The sequence below is a fragment of the Allobosea sp. genome (genome assembly GCF_017308015.1).
In the GTDB taxonomy this organism is placed as follows: Bacteria; Pseudomonadota; Alphaproteobacteria; order Rhizobiales; family Beijerinckiaceae; genus Allobosea.
Genome location: NZ_JAFKFW010000005.1, coordinates 226,392 through 250,431, shown reverse-complemented (window position 1 = coordinate 250,431; position 24,040 = coordinate 226,392). Strand labels below are relative to the sequence as shown.

The 24,040-nt window shown below is 63.8% G+C and carries 23 protein-coding genes; 5 read left to right on the top strand and 18 right to left on the bottom strand.

Annotation, left to right across the window (positions count from 1 at the left end):
- Positions 1 to 10 precede the first annotated feature (10 nt).
- The 7 genes from J0I42_RS06765 to J0I42_RS06735 all read right to left on the bottom strand — a co-directional run bounded on the left by J0I42_RS06765 (position 11) and on the right by J0I42_RS06735 (position 7,298).
- A complete protein-coding gene (locus J0I42_RS06765; protein WP_291654017.1) occupies positions 11 to 1,078 on the bottom strand; it encodes a histidine kinase dimerization/phosphoacceptor domain -containing protein in 1,068 nt (355 codons plus the stop codon).
- Between the two features lie 22 nt (positions 1,079 to 1,100).
- The gene (locus J0I42_RS06760; protein ID WP_061966392.1) at positions 1,101 to 1,514 is read right to left on the bottom strand and encodes a response regulator; all 414 of its coding nucleotides are present in this window, start codon (positions 1,512 to 1,514) and stop codon (positions 1,101 to 1,103) included.
- A 26-nt stretch (positions 1,515 to 1,540) separates the two neighbouring features.
- Entirely contained in the window at positions 1,541 to 3,037 is a 1,497-nt protein-coding gene (locus J0I42_RS06755; protein WP_291654015.1) for a sensor histidine kinase, read from the bottom strand.
- Positions 3,038 to 3,198: 161 nt separating this feature from the next.
- Positions 3,199 to 3,471 (bottom strand): DUF6894 family protein, encoded by a 273-nt coding sequence (locus tag J0I42_RS06750; RefSeq protein WP_061966326.1) that lies wholly within the window; start codon positions 3,469 to 3,471, stop codon positions 3,199 to 3,201.
- Positions 3,472 to 3,504: 33 nt separating this feature from the next.
- Entirely contained in the window at positions 3,505 to 4,254 is a 750-nt protein-coding gene (locus tag J0I42_RS06745; RefSeq protein WP_291654012.1) for a Crp/Fnr family transcriptional regulator, read from the bottom strand.
- A gap of 211 nt (positions 4,255 to 4,465) precedes the next feature.
- Complete coding sequence (locus J0I42_RS06740; RefSeq protein ID WP_291654010.1) at positions 4,466 to 5,746, bottom strand: phospholipase D-like domain-containing protein; 1,281 nt, start codon at positions 5,744 to 5,746, stop codon at positions 4,466 to 4,468.
- 28 nt (positions 5,747 to 5,774) lie between these two features.
- Complete coding sequence (locus J0I42_RS06735) at positions 5,775 to 7,298, bottom strand: OpgD/OpgG family glucan biosynthesis protein (RefSeq protein WP_291654008.1); 1,524 nt, start codon at positions 7,296 to 7,298, stop codon at positions 5,775 to 5,777.
- A 338-nt stretch (positions 7,299 to 7,636) separates the two neighbouring features.
- On the opposite strand from J0I42_RS06735, the gene J0I42_RS06730 reads away from it, so the two are divergent.
- Both J0I42_RS06730 and J0I42_RS06725 read left to right on the top strand, forming a co-directional pair.
- Positions 7,637 to 7,798 carry a hypothetical protein gene (locus J0I42_RS06730; RefSeq protein ID WP_291654007.1) on the top strand — a complete coding sequence of 54 codons (162 nt, stop codon included), beginning with the start codon at positions 7,637 to 7,639 and terminating at the stop codon, positions 7,796 to 7,798.
- A gap of 54 nt (positions 7,799 to 7,852) precedes the next feature.
- Positions 7,853 to 8,128 carry a hypothetical protein gene (locus J0I42_RS06725; protein ID WP_291654005.1) on the top strand — a complete coding sequence of 92 codons (276 nt, stop codon included), beginning with the start codon at positions 7,853 to 7,855 and terminating at the stop codon, positions 8,126 to 8,128.
- 269 nt (positions 8,129 to 8,397) lie between these two features.
- Here J0I42_RS06725 and J0I42_RS06720 read toward each other — a convergent pair whose 3' ends face one another.
- The 4 genes from J0I42_RS06720 to J0I42_RS06705 form a co-directional block, all read right to left on the bottom strand.
- Entirely contained in the window at positions 8,398 to 9,192 is a 795-nt protein-coding gene (locus J0I42_RS06720) for an SDR family NAD(P)-dependent oxidoreductase (RefSeq protein ID WP_291654003.1), read from the bottom strand.
- A 12-nt stretch (positions 9,193 to 9,204) separates the two neighbouring features.
- Positions 9,205 to 10,374, bottom strand: coding sequence for a zinc-dependent alcohol dehydrogenase (locus J0I42_RS06715; protein WP_061966332.1), 1,170 nt, complete (start codon positions 10,372 to 10,374; stop codon positions 9,205 to 9,207).
- Between the two features lie 61 nt (positions 10,375 to 10,435).
- Positions 10,436 to 10,738, bottom strand: coding sequence for a con-10 family general stress protein (locus J0I42_RS06710; RefSeq protein ID WP_061966333.1), 303 nt, complete (start codon positions 10,736 to 10,738; stop codon positions 10,436 to 10,438).
- A 217-nt stretch (positions 10,739 to 10,955) separates the two neighbouring features.
- Positions 10,956 to 11,567 carry a peptidase S14 gene (locus tag J0I42_RS06705; protein ID WP_244492757.1) on the bottom strand — a complete coding sequence of 204 codons (612 nt, stop codon included), beginning with the start codon at positions 11,565 to 11,567 and terminating at the stop codon, positions 10,956 to 10,958.
- 221 nt (positions 11,568 to 11,788) lie between these two features.
- Here J0I42_RS06705 and J0I42_RS06700 point away from each other — a divergent pair, with 221 nt between their 5' ends.
- On the top strand, positions 11,789 to 12,013 hold the full coding sequence (locus tag J0I42_RS06700; protein ID WP_291653998.1) for a hypothetical protein: 225 nt from the start codon (positions 11,789 to 11,791) through the stop codon (positions 12,011 to 12,013).
- 12 nt (positions 12,014 to 12,025) lie between these two features.
- Here J0I42_RS06700 and J0I42_RS06695 read toward each other — a convergent pair whose 3' ends face one another.
- Positions 12,026 to 12,358 carry a hypothetical protein gene (locus J0I42_RS06695; RefSeq protein ID WP_291653996.1) on the bottom strand — a complete coding sequence of 111 codons (333 nt, stop codon included), beginning with the start codon at positions 12,356 to 12,358 and terminating at the stop codon, positions 12,026 to 12,028.
- A gap of 151 nt (positions 12,359 to 12,509) precedes the next feature.
- Between J0I42_RS06695 and J0I42_RS06690 the strand changes: the two genes are divergently transcribed.
- On the top strand, positions 12,510 to 12,752 hold the full coding sequence (locus tag J0I42_RS06690) for a DUF6894 family protein (RefSeq protein WP_061966394.1): 243 nt from the start codon (positions 12,510 to 12,512) through the stop codon (positions 12,750 to 12,752).
- Between the two features lie 60 nt (positions 12,753 to 12,812).
- On the opposite strand, the gene J0I42_RS06685 is transcribed toward J0I42_RS06690, so the two are convergent.
- From J0I42_RS06685 to J0I42_RS06675, 3 genes are read right to left on the bottom strand one after another with little or no spacing between them, the layout of a single operon-like run.
- Positions 12,813 to 13,514, bottom strand: coding sequence for an HWE histidine kinase domain-containing protein (locus J0I42_RS06685; RefSeq protein WP_291653992.1), 702 nt, complete (start codon positions 13,512 to 13,514; stop codon positions 12,813 to 12,815).
- On the bottom strand, positions 13,507 to 14,277 hold the full coding sequence (locus J0I42_RS06680; protein ID WP_291653990.1) for a Crp/Fnr family transcriptional regulator: 771 nt from the start codon (positions 14,275 to 14,277) through the stop codon (positions 13,507 to 13,509). Before J0I42_RS06680 ends, J0I42_RS06685 begins: the two co-directional genes overlap by 8 nt.
- Positions 14,278 to 14,330: 53 nt before the next feature.
- Positions 14,331 to 14,834 (bottom strand): YciE/YciF ferroxidase family protein, encoded by a 504-nt coding sequence (locus tag J0I42_RS06675; protein WP_061966339.1) that lies wholly within the window; start codon positions 14,832 to 14,834, stop codon positions 14,331 to 14,333.
- Here J0I42_RS06675 and treZ point away from each other — a divergent pair.
- The gene (gene treZ, locus J0I42_RS06670; RefSeq protein WP_291653988.1) at positions 14,819 to 16,771 is read left to right on the top strand and encodes a malto-oligosyltrehalose trehalohydrolase; all 1,953 of its coding nucleotides are present in this window, start codon (positions 14,819 to 14,821) and stop codon (positions 16,769 to 16,771) included. The two genes, J0I42_RS06675 and treZ, sit on opposite strands and share 16 nt — an antisense overlap.
- A 13-nt stretch (positions 16,772 to 16,784) precedes the next feature.
- Here the strand turns inward: treZ and treY are convergent, their stop codons facing one another.
- The 3 genes from treY to glgB form a co-directional block, all read right to left on the bottom strand.
- A complete protein-coding gene (gene treY / locus J0I42_RS06665) occupies positions 16,785 to 19,349 on the bottom strand; it encodes a malto-oligosyltrehalose synthase (protein WP_291653986.1) in 2,565 nt (854 codons plus the stop codon).
- Between the two features lie 387 nt (positions 19,350 to 19,736).
- Positions 19,737 to 21,779, bottom strand: coding sequence for a 4-alpha-glucanotransferase (gene malQ / locus J0I42_RS06660; protein ID WP_291653984.1), 2,043 nt, complete (start codon positions 21,777 to 21,779; stop codon positions 19,737 to 19,739).
- The gene (glgB, locus tag J0I42_RS06655) at positions 21,776 to 23,986 is read right to left on the bottom strand and encodes a 1,4-alpha-glucan branching protein GlgB (protein WP_291653982.1); all 2,211 of its coding nucleotides are present in this window, start codon (positions 23,984 to 23,986) and stop codon (positions 21,776 to 21,778) included. Before glgB ends, malQ begins: the two co-directional genes overlap by 4 nt.
- Between the last annotated feature and the right edge of the window lie 54 nt (positions 23,987 to 24,040).

Here is a 24,040-nt window from a genome sequence, read left to right as displayed (position 1 = left end):
CCGACGCGATTCAGGCCACTTCGGACGCCGGAGGTGCCAGGCCGGCGAAGGACAGTTCCATGACGGCGTGCGTGCCGCGTCCGCCCGTATCCGCGTAGCGCAGTTCGGTGGCGAGGCTCTTCGCCATCGCACGCACGATCTTGCTGCCGAGGCCGGTGCCCCTGATCGTGCCGGTTCCGCTCCAGCCGATCCCGTCATCGACGACCTTGAGCGTGACGATATCGCCCTCGCGAGAAAGGCTGACCCGGACTTCGCCCTGGCCGTTCGGGTAGGCGTATTTCAGCGCGTTGGTGACGAGTTCCGTCGCGATCAGCCCGATCGAGATCGCCTTGTCGGTCTTTGCCAGCACGGTTTCGGCTTCGAAGCGGATCACGGGCATCTGGCCAGAACCGGCGAGCGATTGGGCGAACTCGTCGAGCAGCGAGCGGAGATAACCGGCGAGATCGACGGCACGGACATCGTCCGAGGTGTAAAGGCTGCGATGCAGGTTGCCGATCGCCGTGATACGCGCCTGCGTCTCAGCCAGCGCCGCCTTGGCGCCCGGATCCTCGACCGAATTGGCCTGCATCCTGACGAGCGAGCCGACCAGCGACAGGCTGTTGGCGACGCGGTGATTCACTTCCGCCAGTAGCGTCACGGCCCGGTCACGTGCGGCCCGGACTTCCTGCTCGGCCTGTTCACGGGCGCGGGTTAGCCGCGTCTTGACGACCGCATGCTCCAGAGCCGCCCGTAGCAGGATCTCGAAATCCTCACCGACCGTCTTGACGACATAGTCCATGGCGCCGGCCTTGAGCGCGGTCACCGCGATCGACAGCTCCGATGATGCGGTCACATAGATGACTGCGGGAGACGCCGCGTCTTTGGACAACACCGAAAGGACATCGAGCCCAGACGCCGTCCCGAGATCGTGGTCGAGGATGATGACGTCCATGCCGCCCGCTTCTGCGCGCGCGAGCCCCGCATCGGCGGTTTCGACATGCTCCACGACATAGTTGTGGCGCGCGAGCATGCGCTGCACGAGCCGCCCCAGCGTGGCGTCGTCGTCGATATAGAGGACGTTGATCGGCCGGTTCGGCATCAGCTGCGGCCACGCAAGCCGATCATGGCGTTTCCGGAACCTGTATCACGGAGAAGAACAGCCCGAGCTGGCGGATCGCGTTGGCGAAGCCGTCATAGTCCACCGGCTTGGTGATATAGACATTGGCGCCGAGATCGTAGCAGCGCTGGATCTCGCGGCTGTCGTCGGTCGTGGTGAGCACGACCACCGGCGAGCGCTTGGTATGCGTGTTCGCTTTCACCTTCTCGAGGATGTCGACGCCGCCCATATCGGGCAGGTTGAGATCGAGCAGGATCAGGAGCTGGCGGCCGGCGCTCACGGCACCGGAACCATCGGAGCCGAACAGATAATTCAGCGCATCCGTGCCGTTGGCGAAGGGGATGATCTCGTTGCTGACGCCGGCGCGGCGGATGTTCTTCTCGATGAGGCGGGCATGGCCTTCATCATCCTCGATCATGATGATCGAGACGGGCTTTCCATTGGTCACGCTTCGGCACTCCGTCTGTAGGCCGCGAGGTCGGGGGGCAGGGTCACGGTAAAGGTCGTGCCCTTCCCGAGTTCTGAGCGCACGGCGATGTCGCCGCCGAGATTGCGCACCATCGTGCGGACATGGGCGAGGCCGATGCCTTCGCCTGCCGTGTTCTGAGTGCCGGAGCGCCGGAACAGCTCGAAGATGCGCTCGTGATCCGTCGCCGCGATGCCGCGGCCATTGTCTTCGATCTCGATTTTCACCCAGCCGCGGCGCTCCCTGCGCGTGCGGACGGCGATCCGGATCGGGCGCTCCGGCGCCCTGTACTTGATGGCGTTGTCCAGGAGATTGCCCATGACCTGATCAAGCGAGAGGCGATCGCTCGTAATGCGGGGAACCTGCGAGTCGATCTCGATCCCGCCACCTTCCTCCGCACTGGCCTGATGGTGGACCGCCGCTGCGGCCGTCTCGATGAGCGCGGCAAGGTCGACGCTCTCGGCCCGCAACTCGCGCCGCCCCTCGCGGGAGATTTTGAGGATCGCGTTGATGAGCCCGTCCATCTTTCGCGTAGACGACCGGATGAAGCCGATCGCCTCGGCAACATCGACCCGCAGAGCCTCTTCGGCAGCCGACTTCTGCTCTGGGGAAGCTGCATTTCCCGCGGCGACATAGGTGTCGATCGGTTTGAACATCGCCTCCAGCTCGCTGGTGAAGCCCATGATGTTCACCAGCGGCGCGCGCAGGTCATGCGTCACGATATAGGCGAAGCGCTGAACCTCCTCATTGGCCTTGATGAGCGCATCGGTTCGTTCGCGAACGCGTTCCTCAAGCCCGACATTCAGCGTTTCGACCTCGCGACGAGCCGCGACGAGTTCGCGGGTGTAGCTGACGATCGTCCAGCTCGCTGCTCCAGCCATGGCGAGGATCAGGATCGCGCCGATGATCGTCGTCCAGCGCAGCCGCGTCGAGGCGGTGAGCTGCGCATCGATCGCTTCCCTCAGCTCCGCTTCAGAATTGGTCAGAATGGCGTTCAGGTCGGTCCGCAGATCGTCCATAAGCCGCTTGCCGGTTCCGCTGCGGACCATCCGCATGGCGGTCTCGATGTCGCCTCTGCGCGTCGCCTCGACCGTTGCAGCAAGCTCCGCCATCTTCTGATCGAGCTCGCTCGTGACGCGCTGAAGCAACGGTCCGATCTCGCGCAGCTTGGCCGCGGCTCGCTCCAGATTCGCCCGCTGAGCCGCCAGTTTCGAGACCGCGATGTTGTAAGGCTCGAGATAGGCTTCTTCTCGTGTCAGCAGAAAGCCGCGCTGGCCAGTTTCGGCATCCTGCACCAGTGACAACAGGTCTGCGGTCGCGCTCCGGACCGCGCGGGCAGCCGTGACCTCGCCGAAATAGCGTTCGCTCGCGCTCGTCAGCCATAGCGACGTCGCCACGATAACGACCAGCACCGCGATGCCGATGGCCAAAAGCAGGGCGTTCGAGCGTCGGAAGAACGCCTGGGAGATAGGCATGCACGGAACCAGCTGGAGAGACGCACTTCTCTGCAACGATCAAAGCTCTGGGAGCAATAACAAATGCTATTGCGCCTCGCTCCTCCCTGTGCATGGCCGCAGTCTGCGATGCGGTCGATTGCCTCAGCGAAGCATCAGCATGAAACCGCCGCCAGCCCGTTTTATCGATCCGGCTTCCTGATCTTCGGACTGGGCGGAATGTCAGCGGAGGCGCCATCAAGCCGCAAGTTTACCACGTAAATGTCAACGCCCTCGTCATTCTGCACGGTGACTGAAAGGGACATGTGATCACCGTTGGGCAGCTTTTCGCGATTCAGGGCCGCTAGTAGTTCCTTCGCGGCATTTCGCGCGCTTTGGTCGTCGGGTAAATCCGTACCCTCCTCGTCGATTTCGAGCTTCTGTCCATCGCGCGTGTGAAAGAAATAGCTGGGCATGCCTGCCTAATGCAGCCAAGGCAAACCTGTTCCTCAATCGTCTTTGATTTTGGCGGCGCCGGGTTGGAGATGCAAATAATCCGGATCGAACTCAGCCAAACTGCAAAGGCCTTTCCAGTCCAGAACCGTCAGTCGATTGGCCCTGATCCGAACAAGTCTGGCCTCTCGGATTTCCCGGAGCTTCTTGTTCATGTGAACCGTTGACAGGCCAAGCGCATCGGCGATCTCGGGTTGCGTCAAAGGCAAATTGCAGATCACGCCGTCGGACAAGCCGATCGCCGTCATCTTGGTGATGAACTCGCAGAGCAGATGGGCGATCCGGCTCGGCGCCGCCCGGCGCCCGATACCGACCATCCACTCACGATAAATCGAGGCTTCGATGAGCGTTTCGCGCCAGAACGCTTCCGATATCCGATAGGAAGCCCGCGTAAGCGACCGGACCGCTTCGTGCGGGATGAGACCGACCACCGCCGGCGTCAGCGTTCCCAGGCAATGATCCATGCGCTCGATCAGGAGCGAGTGGATATCCGGAATGTCGCCGGGAAGGTGGAGCGACAATATCTGCCGCGCACCGTCGCCAACGATCTTATAACGACAGACCAGCCCTTCGGCGACGAGGCAACACTGCTGCGTAAGTTCTCCTTCGCGGACAATGTCGTGATTGGCTTCCAGGCGCTTCAAGGTGAGCGGCAGTTGCAGCAGCCTCTCCCGCTCGGTCGGGGGCAGGGGGACATGGGTTTCCAGCTTGAGAACGAGCCGTTCTAGATAGTGCTGCTTGTCCATTCGTTTCCTGCCACGTCGGATGACGTCTCGCAGATATGAGATCGTTCCGTCTCGCGCTGCATCAAATGCTATATGAGCCGAAGCGTTATGAAAGCTCTCGATTCTGATTTCGGCATGATCGGTTAGTGGAGCTGCCTGTCACTGGCACGGCGATGTGTTCGATGGCTTGGTTGTGACGAGCACCGTTCGACAAATGGGCTTGTGTGCGACGTCAAATCTGCGATCGAGCGAGGCTGGAGAGCCAGTCCGAGAATTTCTCGCTCGGTGAACGGCTTTGCCAGTCAGAGAAGGTATAGGGGCGGGAGGCTGCGGCATCCTTGTCGAACAAGGCCGTCTGGGTTCTGGCGAAGTCCCGATCGAACAGGTTGATGTTGGCTTCGTCGTTCAGCCTGAGAGCGCGGTCGTCGATATTCGTCGAGCCGACGGAGGCCCAGACATCGTCGACGATGACGAGCTTGCAGTGAAAGAAGGTCGGTTGATACTCGCTGATCCTTACGCCGGCCTGGAGCAGGTCGCCCCAGAGGTGTCGCGACGCCTTCCTGACGATACGTGCATCCGTGCGAGGCCCCGGCACGATGATCTCGATCTCGACGCCGCGCTTGCGGGCCTCGAGAAGCTGCTGGCGCGTCAGTTCGTCGGGAACGAAATAGGGCGTCGCGATGCGAATGCTCTTCTGCGCGGCGGCGAGCGCCGTCATCAGCATGAGATGCAGGGTATTGCGCTGATGGGTCGAGCTGACGACGACCTGCGCGGCGTGGTCGCCTGCCGGGGCGATCTCCGGAAAGAAGCGGTCGCCCAAGAGCAGCTCCCCGGTCGCCTCGATCCAGTGCTCGGCAAAGGCAGCTTGGAATTCCGCCACGGCTGGTCCTTCGATGCGATAGTGAGTGTCGCGCCATTCGTTCGGCGTGCGCGCATCGCCGTTCCATTCATCGGCGATCCCGACCCCACCGGTGAAACCCACACGCCCGTCGACGACAAGCAGCTTCCGATGGGTGCGGTTGTTGACGCGGTCGAGCGTATACCAGGTGACGGGGCGAAACCGGACAACCTCGACGCCGGCGTCTTGCATCCGCTGGATAAGCTGCTCGTCCATCGGGAGGCTCCCGACCCAGTCGAGCAGCACCTTCACGCTCAATCCATCCCGTGCCTTTGCCGAGAGGGCATCGGCAAATTCCTCGGCAATGGCGCCGCGCCAGTAGATATAGGTCTCGAAGCTGATCGTCTGCCGCGCCTCGCGAATGGCTGTCAGCATCGCGGGGAAGATCCTGATCCCGTTGACCAGCGTCTCGACCTTGTTGCCGGGCACGTAGTTCGAGCCGAAGAGAGCGCCCATCGACGTCCTGAGCTGACGATCCGACGAGGCGAGGTGATGTGGAAGCGGTTGCTTCAGCTCCTGCGGCTCCGGCAGCAGGTTGCCGACGACGAGACAGCCCACGATACCCAGAACGGCCGAGACGAGCGCGATGACGAGAGGGTGCTGTCGGAGCGTCATAAGCATATCGGAATGAAGGGCAGAGGCATCAGTTGCGTGCCGGTTCGATCTTCGAAGGCTGTAGCTTGGCGGAGTCGCCCGCCGGTACCGACCAGGTCGCCGTCCAGGTCTCGCTCAAGGTGCGATTGCGCGATTTCAGGAACAGGCGAAGCTCAGCCGACTGGCCGTCCGGCAGCGTTGCGTCGACGATGGCGCGCACACCTTTCAGCGGCGCATTGAACGTCAGGATCTTCGTAGTGATGGCGCCGGCCGTCGTCGTCGCGACGAGCTCCAAGCGGTCGGGCTCACGCTGGTAATAGGCGAGGTCGCCGCCGGCGAAATCGACGATAAAGCGTTTCGTGCCTTGCCCTTGGGAGACGCCGTCCTCGATATCGGAGCCGTTGAAGCTCTGCTGCACCTGCGCGTAGGGGTGCAGGTGCCAAGTCGTCGACAGTGCCGAGATGCGGTAGCCGAATTCGGCGGGTTCTCCGACGGGCAGCGGCTTGCCGGGCGTCCAGCAGGCGACGATGTTGTCGAAGGCTTCGTTATTCGTCGGTATCTCGATGAGGTCGACCCGGCCCTCGCCCCAGTCGCCCTGAGGCTGCACCCAGTAGCCTGGCCGTGCATCGTAGCGCGCTTCGAGATCCTGATAGCTGCCAAAGTCGCGGTCGCGCTGCATCAGTCCGAAGCCGCGCGGGTTCTTGTCGCCGAAGCTCGATATGCGCAGCGCCTTGGGGTTGCGAATGGGACGCCAGATCCACTCGCCGCTGCCGGCTTGCATCATCAGCCCGTCCGAATCGTGGATTTCGGGACGGAAATCGGTTCGTTGACCGAGATCGCCTTCTCCGGCCTGGAACATCGAGGTCAGCGGCGCGATGCCGATCCGTGCAATCTCCCGGCGCGGGATGATGGTTGCCGTGACGTCCATGGAGGTGTCGCGCCCTGGGCGCACGACATAGCGAAAGGCGCCTGCGACCGACGGGGAATCGAGCAGGGCGTAGATCACCAGCTCGGTCGAGTCGCGAGAGGGCTCCTCGACCCATAGCGCCCGCATGAACGGGAACTCCTCGGGCCCTTCGCCACCGACATCCAGCGCGAGTGAGCGCGCCGACAGCCCATAGCGATGCCCCCGCCCGATCAGCCGGAAATAGCTCGCGCCCAGGAAGGAGATGACTTCGTCCTGGACCTTCGGGTCGTTCAGGTTGGTGGTCACCGCAAAGCCCGCGAAGCCGAGCGCCGGTGAAAGTCCCTTGGGGATGGGAACCTTGCCGTATTCGAACAGACCTGTCGTGAAGGGAATCGGGACCGCGTTGCCGTGGCTGATGATGTGAACCTGGACCGGCTTGTTGTGCAGAAAGCCCAGATGGAAGGGCAGCAGGCGGAAATCCGAGCCGCCCTCGCGCCAGAAGGCCTTGTCGCGGCGAAACCGGATTTCACGATAGCTGTCATAGGTCAGGCTCGAGAGCTCGGCCGGGATCTTCGCGCTTTCGGCATCGAAGGGTTGCTTCGCCAGCGCCGTCGCCCGCTGGACGACGTCGTCGTAGCCGAAGCCTTTCTTGGATCCAGCGGGCACCTGGGCCCGCGCCGAACTGTTCCCGAACATGCAGGCGCCGGATAACAGGGCGAGCATCGCGCGACGAGACGGTGCGGACAAGGTTGAATCCCCCGGATTGGCGGCCGGCCTCCACAGGCGGGCGCTTCTAGAACACCACCAAGACGAGCCCGGTTCCCGCGCTTGGCCGGACGATCAAAGAGGAAAACGGCCTTCTTCGAGATCGGCGGATTCTCGATCGAGGGAACGCGCCGGGCCGGCTCGCGTTCGATCAAGATCACCGATTATGCCGAAGTCGGACCCTCATGACCGCAAATCGTGTACCGCCGCCGCCACGCAAGGCCGGAAGAGCCGCTTTGATGAACGTTGCCGTCATCGCCGCGATGATCGTCGTGATCTTCGTAGGCTTCAATCTCTACCATGCAGACACACTGCGCGAGCAGCGGTCCGGGCATGTCGATCCGCAGGACGCGCCGAAAAGCCCGACTGATCTTCAAAAGCTGCCTGCCCCTCGCCAGTAGTGGGCGGCTCGAGCTTCCCGGTGGAGGACATTTACCTCACAGGAGGATAGATCAATGAACAAGGTTCCCAACAAAGCTACGGATGCGTCGGCCGCCTACAATACCGCGCGCAGGCCTGGGCAGCCGGGTGAAGAAAACGAGAATCGCGCAGGTCCTAGCCCACGCTCGACGCACCCGACGGGACCTCATGCGCCCTATGAAGCGGATGACCCCGAAGACTTCGCGGCCGAAAAGCATCATTCGGAAGTCGGGGGAGGACAGCAGAGGGAGGCGCAAGAACGCAAGCCGAGCGGAACGATCAAGATTGTCGACCTCGACAAGCAGGGCTAACGAAACTGTTTAGTCTAAGAATGCGTGCCTCAGCCCGTGCCCGTCTCGATATCATGACGCGGCCGGGGCGGTGATAGCGCGCCGCTTCCCGGGGTCTTCGCCTCGTCCGTCGTCTCTTCGCTGGAGTGTGGGCCAGCTGGCGGTGTCAGCTTGTCGCCCTTTCCATCCCTATCAGACAGGTGGCTCTCGACCCGCTCGCGGGCTCGGTCGAAAGCAGTCTCTGTCTTCTGGCGTCCAGACATCGTTTGCTCCTCGCGCTCTTGGCCCGCTCAGCGCTTCGCGGTGCCGGGAGCGGCCATCTTGCGGTGCTGCTCGGCCAGGACGCTGGCCGGAGTTACATTTGCGATCGCGGACTGAAGCTTGTTGTACCAGCCGCTGACGACATCGCCTTCTCCCGCCATCATCGCGTCGAACCCCGTCTTCGCGACCTCGGCAGGGTCGTCCTTCGCGTCGGTGCCGACCTTGGTGTCGAGCATGTCGGCGCGTTCGAAGAACTCGGTTTCCGTCGCGCCCGGCATCAGGCAGGTGACGGTCACGCCGGTCTCGGCAAGTTCGGCACGGATCGCAAAGGAGAAGGAATCGAGGAACGCCTTCGTGCCGTTATAGACGGCCTGGAAAGTACCCGGCATGAAGCCGGCGATCGAGCCGGTGATCAGAATACGGCCGGCACCGCGATCGCGCATGTCGCGGGCGATCTTCTGGATCAGATAGACGGTGCCGGTGACGTTCGTGTCGATGACATAGCGGATATCCTGCCAGTCTTGATCGACGAAGGCACGGCCGAGGCCCCGCCCTGCATTGGCGAGCAAGGCATCGACAGGGCGGCCCTGAAGGGCGGCGTAGAGCTTGTCGCAGCCTTCGGTCGTCGCGAGATTGGCTTCGAGAGCCTCCACGGCCACGCCCATCCGGCGCAACTTGTCGCCGGCCTGGTCGATCTCCGCCTCGTCGGCGGCGATGATCAGGTCGAAGCCTTGCCCGGCACATTGCACGGCGAGTTCATAGCCGATGCCCGAGGATGCGCCGGTGACCACGGCGAGCTTGGTCGTTGGCGTTGCCTGTCCCATGGAATCCTCCTTTCACGGGGTCATGATGGCCTTGATGCAGCCGTCCTGCTTGGCGCGAAATGTCTTGTAGAGCTCGGGGCCTTCCTGAAGCGAAGCCCGGTGTGTGATGACGAAGCCGGGGTCGATCTTCCCGTCCTCGATCAGCTGGAGCAGCTTCGGCATGTAGTGCTGAACCGGTGTCTGGGCCATGCGGAAGGTCAGGCCGCGATTGATCGCCGATCCCATCGGTATCTTGTCGAGAAAGCCGCCATAGACGCCGACGATCGAGACGACGCCGAAATTGCGACAGCAGTGGATAGCCTGGCGCAGCACATGCGGCCTGTCCGTGCCCATGAAGGTCGCGACCTTGATCCGATCGAGGATCGAATCGGCGCTTGCCATGGTTTCCGGCTCGGTGCCGACAGCATCGATGCAGGCATCGGCGCCGCGCCCGGCGGTCAATTCCATGATGCGTTCGTAGATATCCTCACTCATGAAATCGAGCGTGAGTGCGCCGCTCCGGCGCGCCAGTTCGAGGCGTTCAGGCACCGTGTCGATGGCGATCACCCGCTCGGCGCCGAGCAGAAAGGCGCTTTTGATCGCGAATTGCCCGACCGGCCCGCAGCCCCAGATCGCGATGGTCTCGCCGCCTTGGATATCGCAGAACTCGGCTGCCATGTATCCGGTCGGAAAGATGTCGGAGAGGAACAGGACCTGCTCGTCGGAGAGGCCTGACGGGACTTTAAGGGGGCCGATATCGGCATAGGGCACACGCAGATATTCCGCCTGGCCGCCCGAATAACCGCCGAGCAGATGCGAGTAGCCGAACAGCCCAGCCGGCGAATTGCCCCAGAGCTTGGCGGCCTTTTCCCGGTCGGGGTTCGAGCGTTCGCAGCCGGAGAAATAGCCGCGCTGGCAGAAGAAGCATTCGCCGCAGGAGATCGTGAAGGGCACGACGACACGGTCACCGACCTTCAGTTTGCTGTTCTGGGAACCGACTTCGACGACTTCGCCCATCGTCTCATGGCCGATCACGTCTCCGCTTTTCATCTGCGGGATGACGCCGTCGAATATATGAAGATCGGAACCGCAGATGGCGCAGGCCGTGACCTTGATGATGGCATCGCGCGGGTGCTCGATCGCGGGATCAGGCACCGCCTCGCAGCGTATGTCGTTCTTTCCATGCCAAACCAGAGCCTTCACGGTACCCTCCCGATGAGATGGAACTGGCTGTCCCGCCGAAAGCGGGACAGCCACCGCCAGATCAGCTCTGGCCGCCCTTGCGGCCGGCCTCGGAGGCGCGCTCGCGATCGTTGGCGAAGTTGCCGGAACCGCCGCGGTTGCCATCGCCGCCTTGCTGGCTGCGGTCGTTGCCGCTCGCCTGCTGCTGACGGTCGCCGCCGCCACTGTTTTCGCCGCCCTTGCGGCCGGCCTCGGAGGCGAGGTCGTGATCCTGCGAGAAGCTGCGCTTCTCGGCCGGCACGCTCTGGCCGCCCTTCGACGCGATATCGCGCTGCTTGTCCTCATCCATGGAGCCGAAGCCGCGCTGGTCGTTGTTGTTTGCCATGGCAAACCTCCAATTGTTCGGTTGCTGGGAGAACCCGAAGGCTCGGGAGAGGAACCGATGGAGGCCTTCAGATGTTCGAGGGCCGTGGAACTCGGTGCGCTAACGCACCGAGTACGCCGCCAGGTCGAACCGTATCCTCGTGGATTTATTCGAGCGCGGGCATCTAAAGGGGAGACGGTCGAGCATCACGCCAGCGGCCGTGCGCAGCTCCCGCTTCTCAGATGACGCCTTCGATGAGGCCAAGATTCATCGCCTCGTTGGCCTCGATATACCAGTTCTCGGGCGCCAGCTTGAGCACTTGCTCCATGGTGACCGATGAGCCGGCGATGAGATTCTGGAACCCTTCGTTCTGGATCTGGATCGACTGCTCGATCTCGTTGAGCTTCGCCTTGAGGTTGGCGATGCACATGGTCAGCGGGCCGTCGAGCGTGACGGTGGCCTGCAGCTTGCGCTCGTGGATCATGAGCCGTGTGCCGCGCGTCAGGTAACGGTTCGGGCGGGCGAAGAAGCTCATGAATGTGGCGCCGGCCGAGTAGATTGCAGCCTTGCCGAGGAAGACGAAGCGCCGGTTCGGTTCCTGCTCGCTGTGGAATCGGATATCCTCTCCCATCATCCGTGCCACCTCTGGGTCGCCTCCCAAGGTGCTGAGCTCGATGACGACGACACCTTCCAGCGGCGCCGTCATCAGACGATCCCGGAAGAAGGCATACATCAGGTTATCGACGACGCCGGCCAGCAGGATCGGCGGGTTCAGGAAATCCCGAGCCTGCAGCGGGCGGAAGAGGTCGGGCGAGGCATCGTCGGGCCCGGTGGATAGGGACAGGCTCATTCTCATTCCATCAATCGATTGATTTGGCGCCGAAACTCGCGAGCCCTACGGCCAGTTCCCACGTGGAATCGGATGGCGGCGCCCGCGCTCAGCTTCCGACCGTGCTGTGCCGAACGCTCCCTGCCGGCCGGGCTGTGAATCGGAAACCATCGGTCGCCCGCCGGGTTGAAGAGAAGGCGGCTTTGATGGTCCAGAGCCACTTCACAAAGCGAGGAAACGCAATGCCCACACGCGGGAACAAGCTGGACGAGAAGCTGGATCAGCAGGTGAAGACGGGAAAGGCCGCGCAACGTGATGCGAAAGGCCAGTTCGCTCCGACGGAAGCCGAGCCGAACGCAGGCGGCCTGGTCAGCGCCAACCCGGTGGTGCTCTCAGGATCGGGCGACGCGACGCAAGGCGAAGGTCACGGGCGTGAGCGCGATACCAAGGGGTCGAAGTCGGGATAAAAGCCCTTTGCTTCAATCCTTGTGCAGCTTGCCGAGAAATTCCGGCACGCCAGCCATCGGAAGATCGTCGATATCGGCCTTGCCGAAAGGCAACTCCGAATTCTTTTCGAGTATCTGCCGGCCTGCCTCGGCGATCTGCTCCGGCAAGTCCATATCCAAGCGCGGCCCGCTCGCGGCTTCGCGGAGAATCCTCTCCTTCGATTTCCAGTCCCCTGAGGCGTGACAGCGCGTCGCGAAACTGCTCCGGCGTGACGATGACATCCAGGGAAAACGTTCGGTCGAGGCGATCGGTCGGGCTCTGCATGGCATGACCTCCTGCTTGAGCCTGTCCTTGTCGGGCGCCATCCGCCTTTACCCAGGTTAGTTTTCGCGGGATTTCGCCGATATCATTAACCTGTGATGCGAAAGGCCATGTTGCTCAGGCTGTGGCGGTGTGATGGAACCGGCTGGCAAGCGGGGCCGTTTCGAGGGGGCTTGCCCGATCAGGACCCGCACCATGCCACGCTACTTCATCGACACATCCGACGGGCAGCGACCGCTCATCGACAACGTTGGGCAGGAGTTCCCCGACGCGGAGGCAGCACGGAGGGCCGCGCTCGACGCCCTGCCCGACATGGCGAGGGACGAGCTGCCGAATGGAGATCACAGGACTTTCGCGGTTTCCGTGCGCGACACCAGCGGCAAGGCTATCTACAGCGCCAAGCTGATGCTTGAAGGCCATTGGCACAATTGCCGTTAAGCGGCCGAAATACGCTTTGCGTGAGCGGCGCGTGATGCGCCGGATCGCCGGTCGCGGCGATCAACGGAACAACGGCACGAGCTGTTCGTCGAGAACCGAGCCCAGTCCCTCGTTCCATGGAATTCGGATCGTGCAGGATGTGCCGCGCTGATGATGGAATAGCGAGGTCTGCGCCCCGAGTTCGTGAAACAGCATTGCTGTCAAAGTCTGTGTTCCGAAACCTGCTTCCGACGATGGGCATGATTCAGCGCCGCTTTCCTGCCATTCCAGCACAAGCACATGGTGCTGCGATTTGTCTTCAAAATGCCATCGGATACGGAGTCTTCCGTCATCCAAGCCCAGGGGGCCGTGTTCGATGGCATTGAGCGCGAGTTCATGAAACGCAAGAGCGATGCTCTGTCCTGGCCTGGCATTGAAGCGCACGGCGGGCCCTGAGAGCTCCAGTCGCTCGCCTTCCAGCACACGAAACCGGGTCAGCTCCTCCGACAGGAGCGAATGCAGGTCGATCGAGCCCTGATCGTCGGCAGCAGCCTGAGCTCGGGAGATGGCTTCGACGCGCTCGGCGAGATGCGCAGCATAGCTGTCGATGCTCGTTGCGCGATGGGCCGACTGCCTTATGACCTGCAGCAACAGTGCGATGGTCGAGCGCATACGGTGGCGTAGCTCGGCCGGCGCGTTGGCAGCTTCCAGCAGGCGGCGGAGGCGTCTGTTGTCGACGCGCAACCGCTGAATTTCTTCCTGTAGGAGGACCCGTTCATCCATGAGCTACCTCCGGGGTCCCGGACAACAAGGAAGCAGAATAAACCGGTTCGACCTGGGCAAGATCGAGCAGTTCGTGCAGGCGTAGGATTTCGAAGCGACGGCCATGCCAGGTGATGAGCCGGCGCCGACGCAGATCCATGAGCGATCTATTGATGTGGACGGCCGATAATCCCAGCAGGTCCGCCAGATCGGCTTGTGTGACCGGCAGGTCGAAACTCCGTTCATCGACCAACCCAACGGCTTTCAATCTGGAGTAAATCTCGCACAGCATGCAGGCGAGGCGTTCGCTCGCACTACGCCGGCCGAGACTGACGATAAGTTCGCTGGCGAAGTCACGCTCAAGATAAAGGTCAAGCCAAAGCGCATCCTCGATGGTTGGGTGAGCCAGGGCAAGAGAGCGTAGCGCTCGCGGCGAAAGCTCGCAGACCGTGGCTGGCGTCAGAGCCATCAGCGAGCAGGACCATCTCTGCGGCGTGATGCCGAAAGGCTGAGAAAAATCGCCCGGAAGCAGGAGGCCCGTGATTTGGCGATTGCCATTTGCCAGAACGCGATAGCGGCAGGCCCAGCCGCTCAGAACCAGGATGAGGCCGCCGCGTGGGCTGCCCTCGTCTGCGAGATCAGTCCGCGGCTCGACCCGCCGAGCGGGCGTGCAAAGCCCGACCAGCGCGGAACGGTCTTCCGGCGACAGCTCGGTGCCGAGACTGAGCTTTCTTAGAAAAAAGTCATGATGCTCCGCCATCAGCGCAAAACGATCGAATGGCATGAGCGTTCCGCCACTGTACGGAGCCGTACAGTGGCGGGTCGTTGTCGGCTCGCTCAGGCCGCTTTTCGATTGACGCCGCTTAGGGCGAGCTTCGACAGCTTCTTGTCGGTGGCGTCCTCCTCATCGAGCGTCTGCTGCAGGAGGGAGGCGCAATCCTCGCGGCCGAGTTGCTTGGCCCAGGCAACCAGGGTGCCGTAGCGCGTGATCTCGTAATGCTCGACGGCCTGTGCGGCGGCGATCAATGCGGCATCCAGCACCTGCTTGTCGGCCACGTCTCCGGCAATATCGCTGGCTTCTTCGAGAATGCCGTCGATCGCGGGACAGGTGACCCCCTTTTCCTCCGCGCCGTGCAGGCGAAAGACCTGTTTGAGCCGGTCGATATGCCCGTCGGTCTGACGAAGGTGCGTTTCGAACCCGCTTTTCAGCTCGGAGTTCGTCGCCTTCGCGATCATGTCGGGAAGCGACTTCCTGATCTGGTTCTCCGCATAATAGATGTCCTGAAGCGTGTGGACGAAGAGGTCGTCCATCGTTGCGATGTCCTTTGAAAACCAACCCATCGTCATCTCCCGTTTTGGGGTTGCGTATTCCCACAAAACGGGACGGCGCCGCAGGCGTTCCCTTTGTCCCGCGCCGATTGTTCCAATGCGTACAAATTACGAGAAAAAGCCGGAACTTCGGAGGTGCGTTGCCGGTTTGCGACCCGGCACAACAGATGGCGACGGCAGGGAATAGGCATGGCGTGCAGATACCGGCGTCCCCGACGCGATACTTGTCGATGACGGGGATCTTTCGCTTCGGCGCCTGGAGGACTGGCTCGGCTGCGACGTTCAGGTTATGGGCGCCCGCGCTCGCGACGGTTTCGATCGACATCGACGGAGAACCGGTTAGCCTTCCGATGGCCGCGACCGGCGGCGGCTGGTTCGAGCACCGCGCCGATCTGCCGTTCGGAACCCGTTACCGCTATCGCTCTCCGGACGGGCTGACCTTCCCGGACCCCGCCTCGCGCCAGCAGAAGGGCGGGGTTCATGGCTGGAGCGTCCTTACTGACTCGGCTTATTCCTGGCGCTGCGGCGGCTGGTGCGGCAGGCCTTGGCGTGAGACTGTACTATACGAAATTCATCCCGGCCTTGCCGGCGGCTTCGCAGGGATAGCCGCGGAATTGCCGCGTCTCGCCGAATTGGGCGTCACGGCCGTCGAGCTGATGCCCATCGCCGATTTCCCGGGCGAGCGGTCATGGGGTTATGACGGCGTTCTACCTTTCGCGCCGGCCGCCGCCTACGGATCTCCCAGCGAATTGAAGCGACTGGTCGATCAGGCGCATGAACTCGGACTCGCTGTCCATCTCGACGTCGTTTTCAATCATTTCGGCCCGGATGGCTGCTATCTGCACGCTTATGCGCCGCAATTCTTCCGCCGCGGCAGCCATACGCCTTGGGGTGCGGCGATCGACTTCGATCGCCCGGAGGTCCGCGCTTATTTTATCGCCTGCGCGATCCAATGGCTTGACGAATACCGGTTCGATGGGCTGCGGCTAGACGCCGTCCATGCCATTCCCTCGCTCGATTTCCTCATGGAGTTCGAGCGGGAGGTCCGCAATGCCATCCCGGCGGAGCGCGATATCCAGCTCGTTGTTGAGAACGATGCCAACGACTCCCGGTTGCTCTCGCATTTCGACGCGCAGTGGAACGACGATTTCCATCACGCCGTCCATGTCCTGCTGACGGGCGAGGCCACCACCTATTACGGCAGCTTCGCCACCGAACCGGCCCGCCATCTTGCGCGTGTGCTGGCGGAAGGCTTCGCGTTCCAGGGCGAGACCGCTTCCTTCAGCGGCGAGCCACGCGGGCGGCCGAGCGCACATTTGACGCCCACTCGCTTCGTCAACTGCCTGCAGAACCATGACCAGATCGGCAACCGCCTGTTCGGCGAACGCTTGCTGGCTTTGGCCGATCCGGCCGCGGTCAGGGTCGCCGTCGCGCTGCTGCTGCTGACCCCACAAATCCCCCTGATCTTCATGGGCGAGGAGGCGGGCAGCCGCGCTCCCTTCCTGTATTTCACCGATCATCACGAGGAGCTCGCCCAAGCTGTCAGGGAAGGTCGCAGGCACGAATTCGCCCATGTCGATCCCGAAAGGGAGCGACCGCTTTTCGATCCCAATGCCGCGGCAACCTTCGCTGCCAGCAAGCCTGTCGCCGCCGACGATGGCGCGGGATGGAGGGCTTTCTACCGGCAGCTCATCATGCTCAGGCGCGACCGGGTCGCCCCTTATCTCGACGGCTGTCGCAGCACGGGCGCGGCAGCACTCGGCCCATCCGCGGTTCGCGCATCCTGGGCCCTTGGCGGAGGGATTTTGACGCTCATGGCGAATTTCGGCGACGATGCTGTGGCCGGTGGCCTGGCGGACGGCGCGGCGATCTTCGCTCTGGGCGAGGTGGAAAATGGAGCGGACGGCCTGCGCCTCGGGCCCAGGTCGTTCCGCGCCTTCCTGTCGTAGGGCGGTTACCTGCTCAGCGATGGCCCAGCAGCACGCGGCAGCCGAGCCCCCGATCCGCGAGCTTTACCTGTCTCTCCGAAGCCGGTGGCCCGAGGAGCGGCTCCCAGTGCGAGGCCGTCGCCGGCAATGTGACGCCGGTATCGCCCCACCGTTCCCCGCGCAGAGAAAGCGCTTCATCGACATCCGCTGCTGCGCAGCCGATCGGCAAGACGACCGCGAGCACCGCTTCCTCCGTTTCGCGGCAGAATGCGATCGCGTCGCCGGCCCGTGGCCCTCTCACGGAAAGAGGGTGATAGCTGCCGCGCTTGAACAATGCGGGATGGCGCCGCCGCGCCCTCAGGAGCCGCTCCAGAAGAAATTGCTTGATCCGTCCGTCTTTCCAGGCGGCGCGGAGGCGATCTTCATCGATGCCTTGCAGCAGTGCTGTCTCGCGCGCTGCAAAATCCACAGGGCGTCGGTTGTCCGGATCCACCATGCTCAGGTCCCAGAACTCGCTGCCCTGGTAGATATCCGGGACGCCTGGAGCGGTGCACTGGAGCACGGTCTGCGCGAGACCATTGAGAGCGCCGGCCGGGCCGATCTGCGCGAGATAGCGCTTGAGCGTATCGTGGAAGCCCCGGTTGCCGCGCGGGTCGAGGAGGGCATGCAGGAAATCCTCGGCGAGCTGTTCATAGGCCTGATTGGGCGCGGCCCAGCCGGTGCGCAGCTTTGCCTCGCGCAAGGCCTTGCGCCACCACCCACCGATGCGGTCGGCGTAGTCACCGGCGATCCCATTAGCCGGCCATGTGCCGATGAGCATCTGGTAGAGCATGTATTCGTCGCCCCGGTCCAAGCCGTCCGGCCGGATCGTCGCGTTGATTGCAAACCAGCCTTGCACCTCGTCCATCCAGGACTGCGGGTCCCGGCTGATCGTCGCGAGGCGGGCGCGGACGTCGGCGCCGCGCTTGTGATCGTGCGTCGACAAGGCGAGCATGGCGGCAGGCTGGAGATGAGCCCGCTCGGCCATCGCCCGGTGGAATTCTTCGACGGGCAGTGTCAACCGCGCAGCATCGAAGCCGACATCGTTGCGAGAGAGCAGCCGTCCATAACGATAGAAGGCCGTATCCTCGACGCTGCGGGCGGCGAGCGGCGAGGTCAGCTGGTTGAAGCGCCGGATCACCGCGCGCCTGGCACGCGGTTCTAAAGTCATCTCCATTCCGGTCAAAACGGCCTCGATGAAGTCGATCGCGAGCAGCTCGGCCTGCGGTTGCGCGCGTGCGGCGGCCACAGCCTCGTTGAAGCCGGAACCGGGATCTTCCGGGGCGCAGCCGCCGGTCAGATAGGTGCGATAGCAACGCATGTGGCAGGTGATAGCTGCGAGGGCCCGCTTCATCGCGCCGCGAGGGATGTCGGCCTCGCGGCCTGCAGCCTGGGAAAGCATCATCAGGCGGCCCGTAATCGCTTCAAGCTGCCCGTCGAAAGCATGGTCCAGCATCTCGCGGCGTGCCGCGATTTCCTCGTCGTCGAAGTTCGCGGGCCGGCCGCTGAGCTCTGACCAGAACAGGCCGAGCCTGTTCTCTTCATCTGCTGCATGCAGAACCGCGCTGGCCTGATCCATGAAGTCGTAGCCCGTCGTTCCATCGGTTTGCCAGTCCGAGGGAAGTGCCTCGCCGGATGCCAGGATTTTCTCGACCACGATCCAGGCTGGACCGGGTGCAGCCCAGTCCGGGCGTCGCGGTGCCAGCGCCGAGAGACGGGCTCGCAGAGCCCTGCAATAGCCGGCAGGATCGGCCAAGCCGTCGACATGATCGATACGCAGGCCGTCGATCCAGCCCCCTTCGTAAAGCGAGAAGGCAAGGCGATGGGCCGCCTCGAACGCGTCCCGTCGCTCCATCCGCATGCCGGCAAGCTGGGTGATATCGAAGAAGCGACGCCAGTTGAGCCGGTCGCCGGCATTGCGCCAGTAGTCCAGATGAAAATGCTGTCGTTCGATCAGAGCACGCAGGGCGTCAGGATCGCGCCGGGCCTCTGGGAAGTAACCGCGCAGCTCGGCGTCATCCTCCGGCCGGATCGGAAAGAGATGCTCGCCATAGCGCAGGGCGAAACCACTCCGCTGGGGATCCTCCTCCAGCATGATCTTCCCAGCGGCAAGTGCCTCCTCGAAGGGTTCCCCGAGGAAAGGCGCGTGGATCCGTCCGTCGAGTAGCGGATCGGCATCGTCGAAGTCGATGTCGAACCAGTCTGCATAGCGACTGCCGCGCCCGTTCTTGAGCAGGTCGAGCCACATCGCATTGTCGTCGCCGCCGACGGCGACATGGTTCGGCACGATGTCGAGGACGATGCCGATCCCTTCGGCGCGAAGCGCCTCGGCCATGGACAGGAACCCGTCCATCCCACCGAGCTCCGGGTTGACCTCGTCATAGCTGATGACGTCGTAGCCATGCAGCGAGCCGGCGCGGGCGGCCAGGATCGGCGAAGCATAGGCATGGCTGATCCCGAGCCTGCGCAGGTATCCGGCCAGCGCCGCGCCGCGCGCGAAGGGAAAGTCTTTGTGGAACTGCAGCCGATAGGTCGCCAGCACCGAATAGGCCTGCGTCACGATACCCCCGTTTCCGCCGGCCGATCCGAGCAGCCGCCGCCAATCCAACGCGCTTTCGAGGCTTTGGGTTTCGCAGCCTAGCGATCACGCCCAGCGCTCAGAAAAGGATGCGTCGGAACATCGCAGCTCGTCTGCGGAACCCGGCATATCGAGGCGCGTTCAGCCGCCGGAGGTGAACCATGCAAGTTGCTCCGATCCGTTCCCCGATCGACATGCTGCGCGCGCAATCCCGCCTGAAGATGCTGGGCGCATGCACGCCCGGCTCCTCAGACGAGATCGAGAGCGCTGCCTTGCGCGATGCTATCGAGCATTACCGCTGCGTTACGGAAACGCTGGATCTGTCTCGGCGGCCGCTAGGTGTCGTCAGGCCGTCTCACGCCTGAATGATCAATTTGAGCGGTTGTCTCCCAGCGGCGCCAATCGATCGCGGAGACCCTCGCCATCGAGCACCCGGGCGGCGTTGCCTTCCAGACGGTGGCGCCAGTTCGGCCTCTCGACAGTCGTGCCGGGGACATTGGGCTGTACGCGCAGGCCGAGGGCGTCCTCGATCGGCACGATCTTCAGGGTGCAGGGCGTCGCCGCGACATAGCGGATCGTTGCATCGACGACAGGAGCGGTATCCTCCGGCGTCGGCCGCTCGCCTTCCGCCAGCCCGGCATCCCTGAATGCGCCCCAGAGCACGCCGCGATCCCAGGCCCTGACATTCTCGGCTTCGCCTGTCTCACCCGGCGCGTCGAGATCGGAACCCGCCCACCAGCCGGCAGTCGGCACGAGGTCATGGGTGCTGGTCAGAGCTACCGCATCGCGATCCCAATCCCATGGCCGGACATAGCCATACTGGGTCCGTTCGAAGCGCAGGACGCGCAGTCCCGCCACGCCCTGCTCGCGCAGGTAGTCGCGGAAGCCATAGGGCAGGGTGCCGAGATCTTCGCCGATGACGATGGCGCGATGGCGCCAAGACTCGAGCGCGATCAGGCGGAACAGCGTCTCGGAGGGAAAGCTGACATAGGCGCCGTCGAGCGCGCCGGCGCCTTCCGGGATCAGCCAGAGCCGGCTCATCCCCATAACGTGGTCGATCCGGATCCCGCCGACATGACGCAGGCTAGCCCGCAAGGTCTCGATGAAGGGCGCATAGCCGCTGGACGCGAGACCGCGCGGCGAGAAGGTGGTCAGCGCCCAGTTCTGGCCATCGGCCGCGTAATAGTCCGGCGGCGCTCCGATGCTCAGCCCGTGCAGGACCTCGTCCTGACGGCTCCAGGCGTGGCTGCCGGCGCCGTCCATGCCGATGGCGAGATCGGCGATGAGCCCGACGGTCATGCCGGCGTCCTTGCAGGCGCGTTGAGCGGCGCCATAGGAGTGGCTCGTCAGCCATTGCAGGAAGAGCTGATAGCGGACGTCCCGCGCATGCGCCTTGGCGAAGGCCTTCACTTTGGCGCTGTCAGGGTCGCGATAGCCCGGCTGCCAGTCGCGCCAGCTTCGCAAGGTGGGGTCGCGCGCGAGCTCGGCCGCATGCAGGACCTCGAAGATCGCATGGGAACGCAGCAGCGGCGAGGCTTCCGCGGCATGGCGTTCGAAGGCGTCTCGGCTCTCTCCGGCCTGGACCAACTGATCGAAGAGCGCGCGCAGGAAGCGGTGCCGGAGTGGCGTCGCGGCGAACCAGTCGATCCGGTCGAGGCCGGAGAGCCGCTCCATCTCCGCCGCCAATCCCTCGCGCGCGACGACGTCGCGGATCAGGGCGTCGGGCAGAGCCGCGGCGGGATCGGCATGGAGCGGGTTGTAGAAGAGCCGGGTCGAGGGCGAATAGGGGCTGAACTGACCGGGCAGGGCGCCATAGAGGGCATGGACCGGACTGATCGCCAAGGTATCGGCGCCGAGGCGGGCCGCCGCCCGGCCGAGCGCGGCCACGCCGGCGAAATTGCCGATCCCGCCGTCACCGGCGCTGCGCAGGGAATAGATCTGCGCGGCCAGACCCCAGCCCGTCCGGCCTCCCGACAGATCGGCAAAGGTGACGCAGCGCGCCGGGGCGACGGCGAGCGTGATAGCCTCTTCGCCAACATGGAGGGTGTGATAGCCGGGCGCGTCGAAGGCCGGCAGAACGAGGCGATCGCTCGCTCGTTCTGCCTTGAGAATGCGGCGAGTGCCGTTCTCCAGTTCGGCTTCGAATTCGCCGGCGTCATTGCCGGTCGCGGGCATGTCAATCGGCTGCCCCACGCGGGCGGTCAGGAAACGCGCGGAGCCCGATAGGGGAAGCGCCTCGACGGCGGCGAGCGAATTGCGCAGAGCTCCGGTGGTGTCGCTGGGCAGGCCGAGCGCGAGCAGGATCGCGCGCAGACTGTCCGGCGAGACCTGTCGCAAGGCGCCGGTCTGGTCGGTCCATTCGGGCGCGATGCCGGCGCGGGCAGCGAGCTGGCGCAAGATGTCGTCGGTCATTCGCCCGCTCCCGCATGCTCCAGCACCAGAAGCGCGAGCGGCGGAAGGGTCAGCGAAAGCGATTGTGCTTGCCCGTGGGAAGCGAGGGGCGTCGTCGCAGCCTGACCGCCATTGCCGAGCCCGGAACCTCCGTAGATTTCGGCATCGCTATTGAGCCGCTCTGCCCAAAGCCCCGCGGCTGCGACGCCGATGCGATAGTCGTGGCGCGGCACCGGCGTCATGTTCGCGATCACCAGCAGCGGGTGCCTGCCGTCGCTGGCCGAGCGGGTGAAGGCGAAGACGGCGTTGGCCTGATCGTCCGCGATCACCCAGCCGAAACCTTCCGCCTGATGGTCGAGGCGGTGAAGCGCGGGGTGTCCGCGATAGAGGGCGTTGAGATCGCGCACGAGCTGCATTGTGCCGCGTCGGCGAACGTCGTCGTCGGCAGGCCAGGGGAAGGGCGCATCGACATTCCATTCTTCCTCCTGGCCAAACTCGCAGCCCATGAAGAGCAGCTTCTTGCCCGGATGGGTCCACATCAAGGAGAGGCACAGCCGCAGATTGGCGAAGCGCTGCCAGTCGTCGCCCGGCATCCGGGCGATGAGCGAGCCTTTGCCGTGGACGACCTCGTCATGCGAGATCGGCAGCACGAAGTTCTCGGAGAAGGCGTAGATCAATCCGAAGGTGACGTCGTCGCCGTGATAGCCGCGGTGGATTGGATCCCGCGCGAAATAGCGCAGGGTGTCGTGCATCCAGCCCATGTTCCATTTGAAATGGAAGCCGAGTCCGCCGTGATGGACCGGCGCGGTGACGCCAGGCCAAGCCGTCGATTCCTCTGCGATCGTGATGGCGCCGCGCCCGCGTGCGCCGACCAGAGTGTTGAGTTCCTGGAAGAAGGAGATCGCCTCTAGGTTCTCGCGACCGCCGAGATGGTTCGGCACCCATTCTCCAGGCTCGCGGCTGTAGTCTCGATAAAGCATAGAAGCGACCGCATCGACGCGCAGGCCATCGAGATGGAAAGTCTCCAACCACCATAGCGCCGATGCGATCAGGAAGCCGCGGACCTCGCGCCGGCCGACATTGTAGATCAGCGTGTTCCAGTCGCGATGGAAGCCCTGGCGAGGGTCCTCATGCTCGTAGAGAGCCGTGCCGTCGAAGCGGGCGAGGCCATGCTCGTCCGAGGGGAAATGGGCCGGCACCCAGTCCAGGATCACGCCGATGCCGGCGGCATGGCAGCGGTCGACGAAGCGGGCGAAGGCTTCGGGCGGTCCGAGCCTCGCGGTCGGAGCGAAGAGGCCGAGCGGCTGATAGCCCCATGAGCCGCCGAAGGGATGCTCGGTGATCGGCAGGAGCTCGACATGGCTGAAGCCCATGTATTCGAGATAGGGGATCAGCCTGTCGCAGGCCTCTTCCCAACTGCCCATCCTGCCCCATTCCGTCCTGAGCCATGAGCCGACATGAACCTCGTAGATGGCGAGCGGCTCCGCCATCGGATTGGCCCGCTCGCGTCTCTTCAGCCATCTGGCGTCGTCCCATTCAAAATCGGGGGCGGCGGAGACGATCGAGCCGGTGCGCGGCGGTTCCTCGTGCCGACGGCCAAGCGGGTCGGCCTTCCAGGGGAGCTTTTCGCCGTTCGACCCGGTGATCGCGTATTTGTAAACGGCGCCCGGGCCGATGCCGGGAATGAACAGCTCCCAGATCCCCGGTCCGAGCCGGCGGCGCATAGGGTGGCGGCGGACGTCCCAGCCGTTGAAATTGCCGACAACGGCCACCTGGGAGGCATTAGGCGCCCAGACGGCGAAAAGCACGCCGTCGATGCCGTCGAAGCTGCGCGGATTCGCGCCGAGCCGTGTCGCGAGGTCGAAATGCCGCCCCTCGGCGAAGAGATAGATATCGTCCTCGGACAGCGACAGACCGAAGGCATAGGGGTCAGCCGCCTCGACGATGCCATCCGGCCAGGAGATGCGGAGGCGGTAGGGGATATCCGCCGGCGCAGGCGCCTGGAAGACGCCGTCGCCGTTCGTGACCATCGGCACCGCGTTGCGCTCCTCATCCTCTCCGGTGACGAGTTCGGCATAGTTGCAGCCGGGCAGGAAGGCGCGCACGAAGCTGCCGCCGGCGAAGCCATGCCGGCCGAGAACGGCGAAGGGGTCGGGATGGCGCCCTTCCTCCAGTAACACCAGATCATGCTGGGCCAAGGCGGGCAGAGAAGATGCAGACTGGCGCATAAGCGGGCTGTTCCGAAGACTAGAGGTATTCCGCCCGGGCGGTAGAATCGGCCA

Coding starts and splice junctions, on each gene's coding strand:
- J0I42_RS06725 (WP_291654005.1), top strand. CDS start 7,853: ATGAACAAGGTTCCCAACAAAGCTACGGATGCGTCGGCCGCCTACAAT.
- J0I42_RS06755 (WP_291654015.1), bottom strand. CDS start 3,037: ATGCCTATCTCCCAGGCGTTCTTCCGACGCTCGAACGCCCTGCTTTTG.
- J0I42_RS06685 (WP_291653992.1), bottom strand. CDS start 13,514: ATGGATGAACGGGTCCTCCTACAGGAAGAAATTCAGCGGTTGCGCGTC.
- malQ (WP_291653984.1), bottom strand. CDS start 21,779: ATGACCGACGACATCTTGCGCCAGCTCGCTGCCCGCGCCGGCATCGCG.
- J0I42_RS06705 (WP_244492757.1), bottom strand. CDS start 11,567: ATGAGCCTGTCCCTATCCACCGGGCCCGACGATGCCTCGCCCGACCTC.
- J0I42_RS06750 (WP_061966326.1), bottom strand. CDS start 3,471: ATGCCCAGCTATTTCTTTCACACGCGCGATGGACAGAAGCTCGAAATC.
- J0I42_RS06700 (WP_291653998.1), top strand. CDS start 11,789: ATGCCCACACGCGGGAACAAGCTGGACGAGAAGCTGGATCAGCAGGTG.
- glgB (WP_291653982.1), bottom strand. CDS start 23,986: ATGCGCCAGTCTGCATCTTCTCTGCCCGCCTTGGCCCAGCATGATCTG.
- J0I42_RS06675 (WP_061966339.1), bottom strand. CDS start 14,834: ATGGGTTGGTTTTCAAAGGACATCGCAACGATGGACGACCTCTTCGTC.
- J0I42_RS06760 (WP_061966392.1), bottom strand. CDS start 1,514: ATGATCGAGGATGATGAAGGCCATGCCCGCCTCATCGAGAAGAACATC.
- J0I42_RS06745 (WP_291654012.1), bottom strand. CDS start 4,254: ATGGACAAGCAGCACTATCTAGAACGGCTCGTTCTCAAGCTGGAAACC.
- J0I42_RS06690 (WP_061966394.1), top strand. CDS start 12,510: ATGCCACGCTACTTCATCGACACATCCGACGGGCAGCGACCGCTCATC.
- J0I42_RS06695 (WP_291653996.1), bottom strand. CDS start 12,358: ATGGCGCCCGACAAGGACAGGCTCAAGCAGGAGGTCATGCCATGCAGA.
- J0I42_RS06765 (WP_291654017.1), bottom strand. CDS start 1,078: ATGCCGAACCGGCCGATCAACGTCCTCTATATCGACGACGACGCCACG.
- J0I42_RS06730 (WP_291654007.1), top strand. CDS start 7,637: ATGAACGTTGCCGTCATCGCCGCGATGATCGTCGTGATCTTCGTAGGC.
- J0I42_RS06720 (WP_291654003.1), bottom strand. CDS start 9,192: ATGGGACAGGCAACGCCAACGACCAAGCTCGCCGTGGTCACCGGCGCA.
- J0I42_RS06680 (WP_291653990.1), bottom strand. CDS start 14,277: ATGCCATTCGATCGTTTTGCGCTGATGGCGGAGCATCATGACTTTTTT.
- J0I42_RS06740 (WP_291654010.1), bottom strand. CDS start 5,746: ATGACGCTCCGACAGCACCCTCTCGTCATCGCGCTCGTCTCGGCCGTT.
- J0I42_RS06710 (WP_061966333.1), bottom strand. CDS start 10,738: ATGGCAAACAACAACGACCAGCGCGGCTTCGGCTCCATGGATGAGGAC.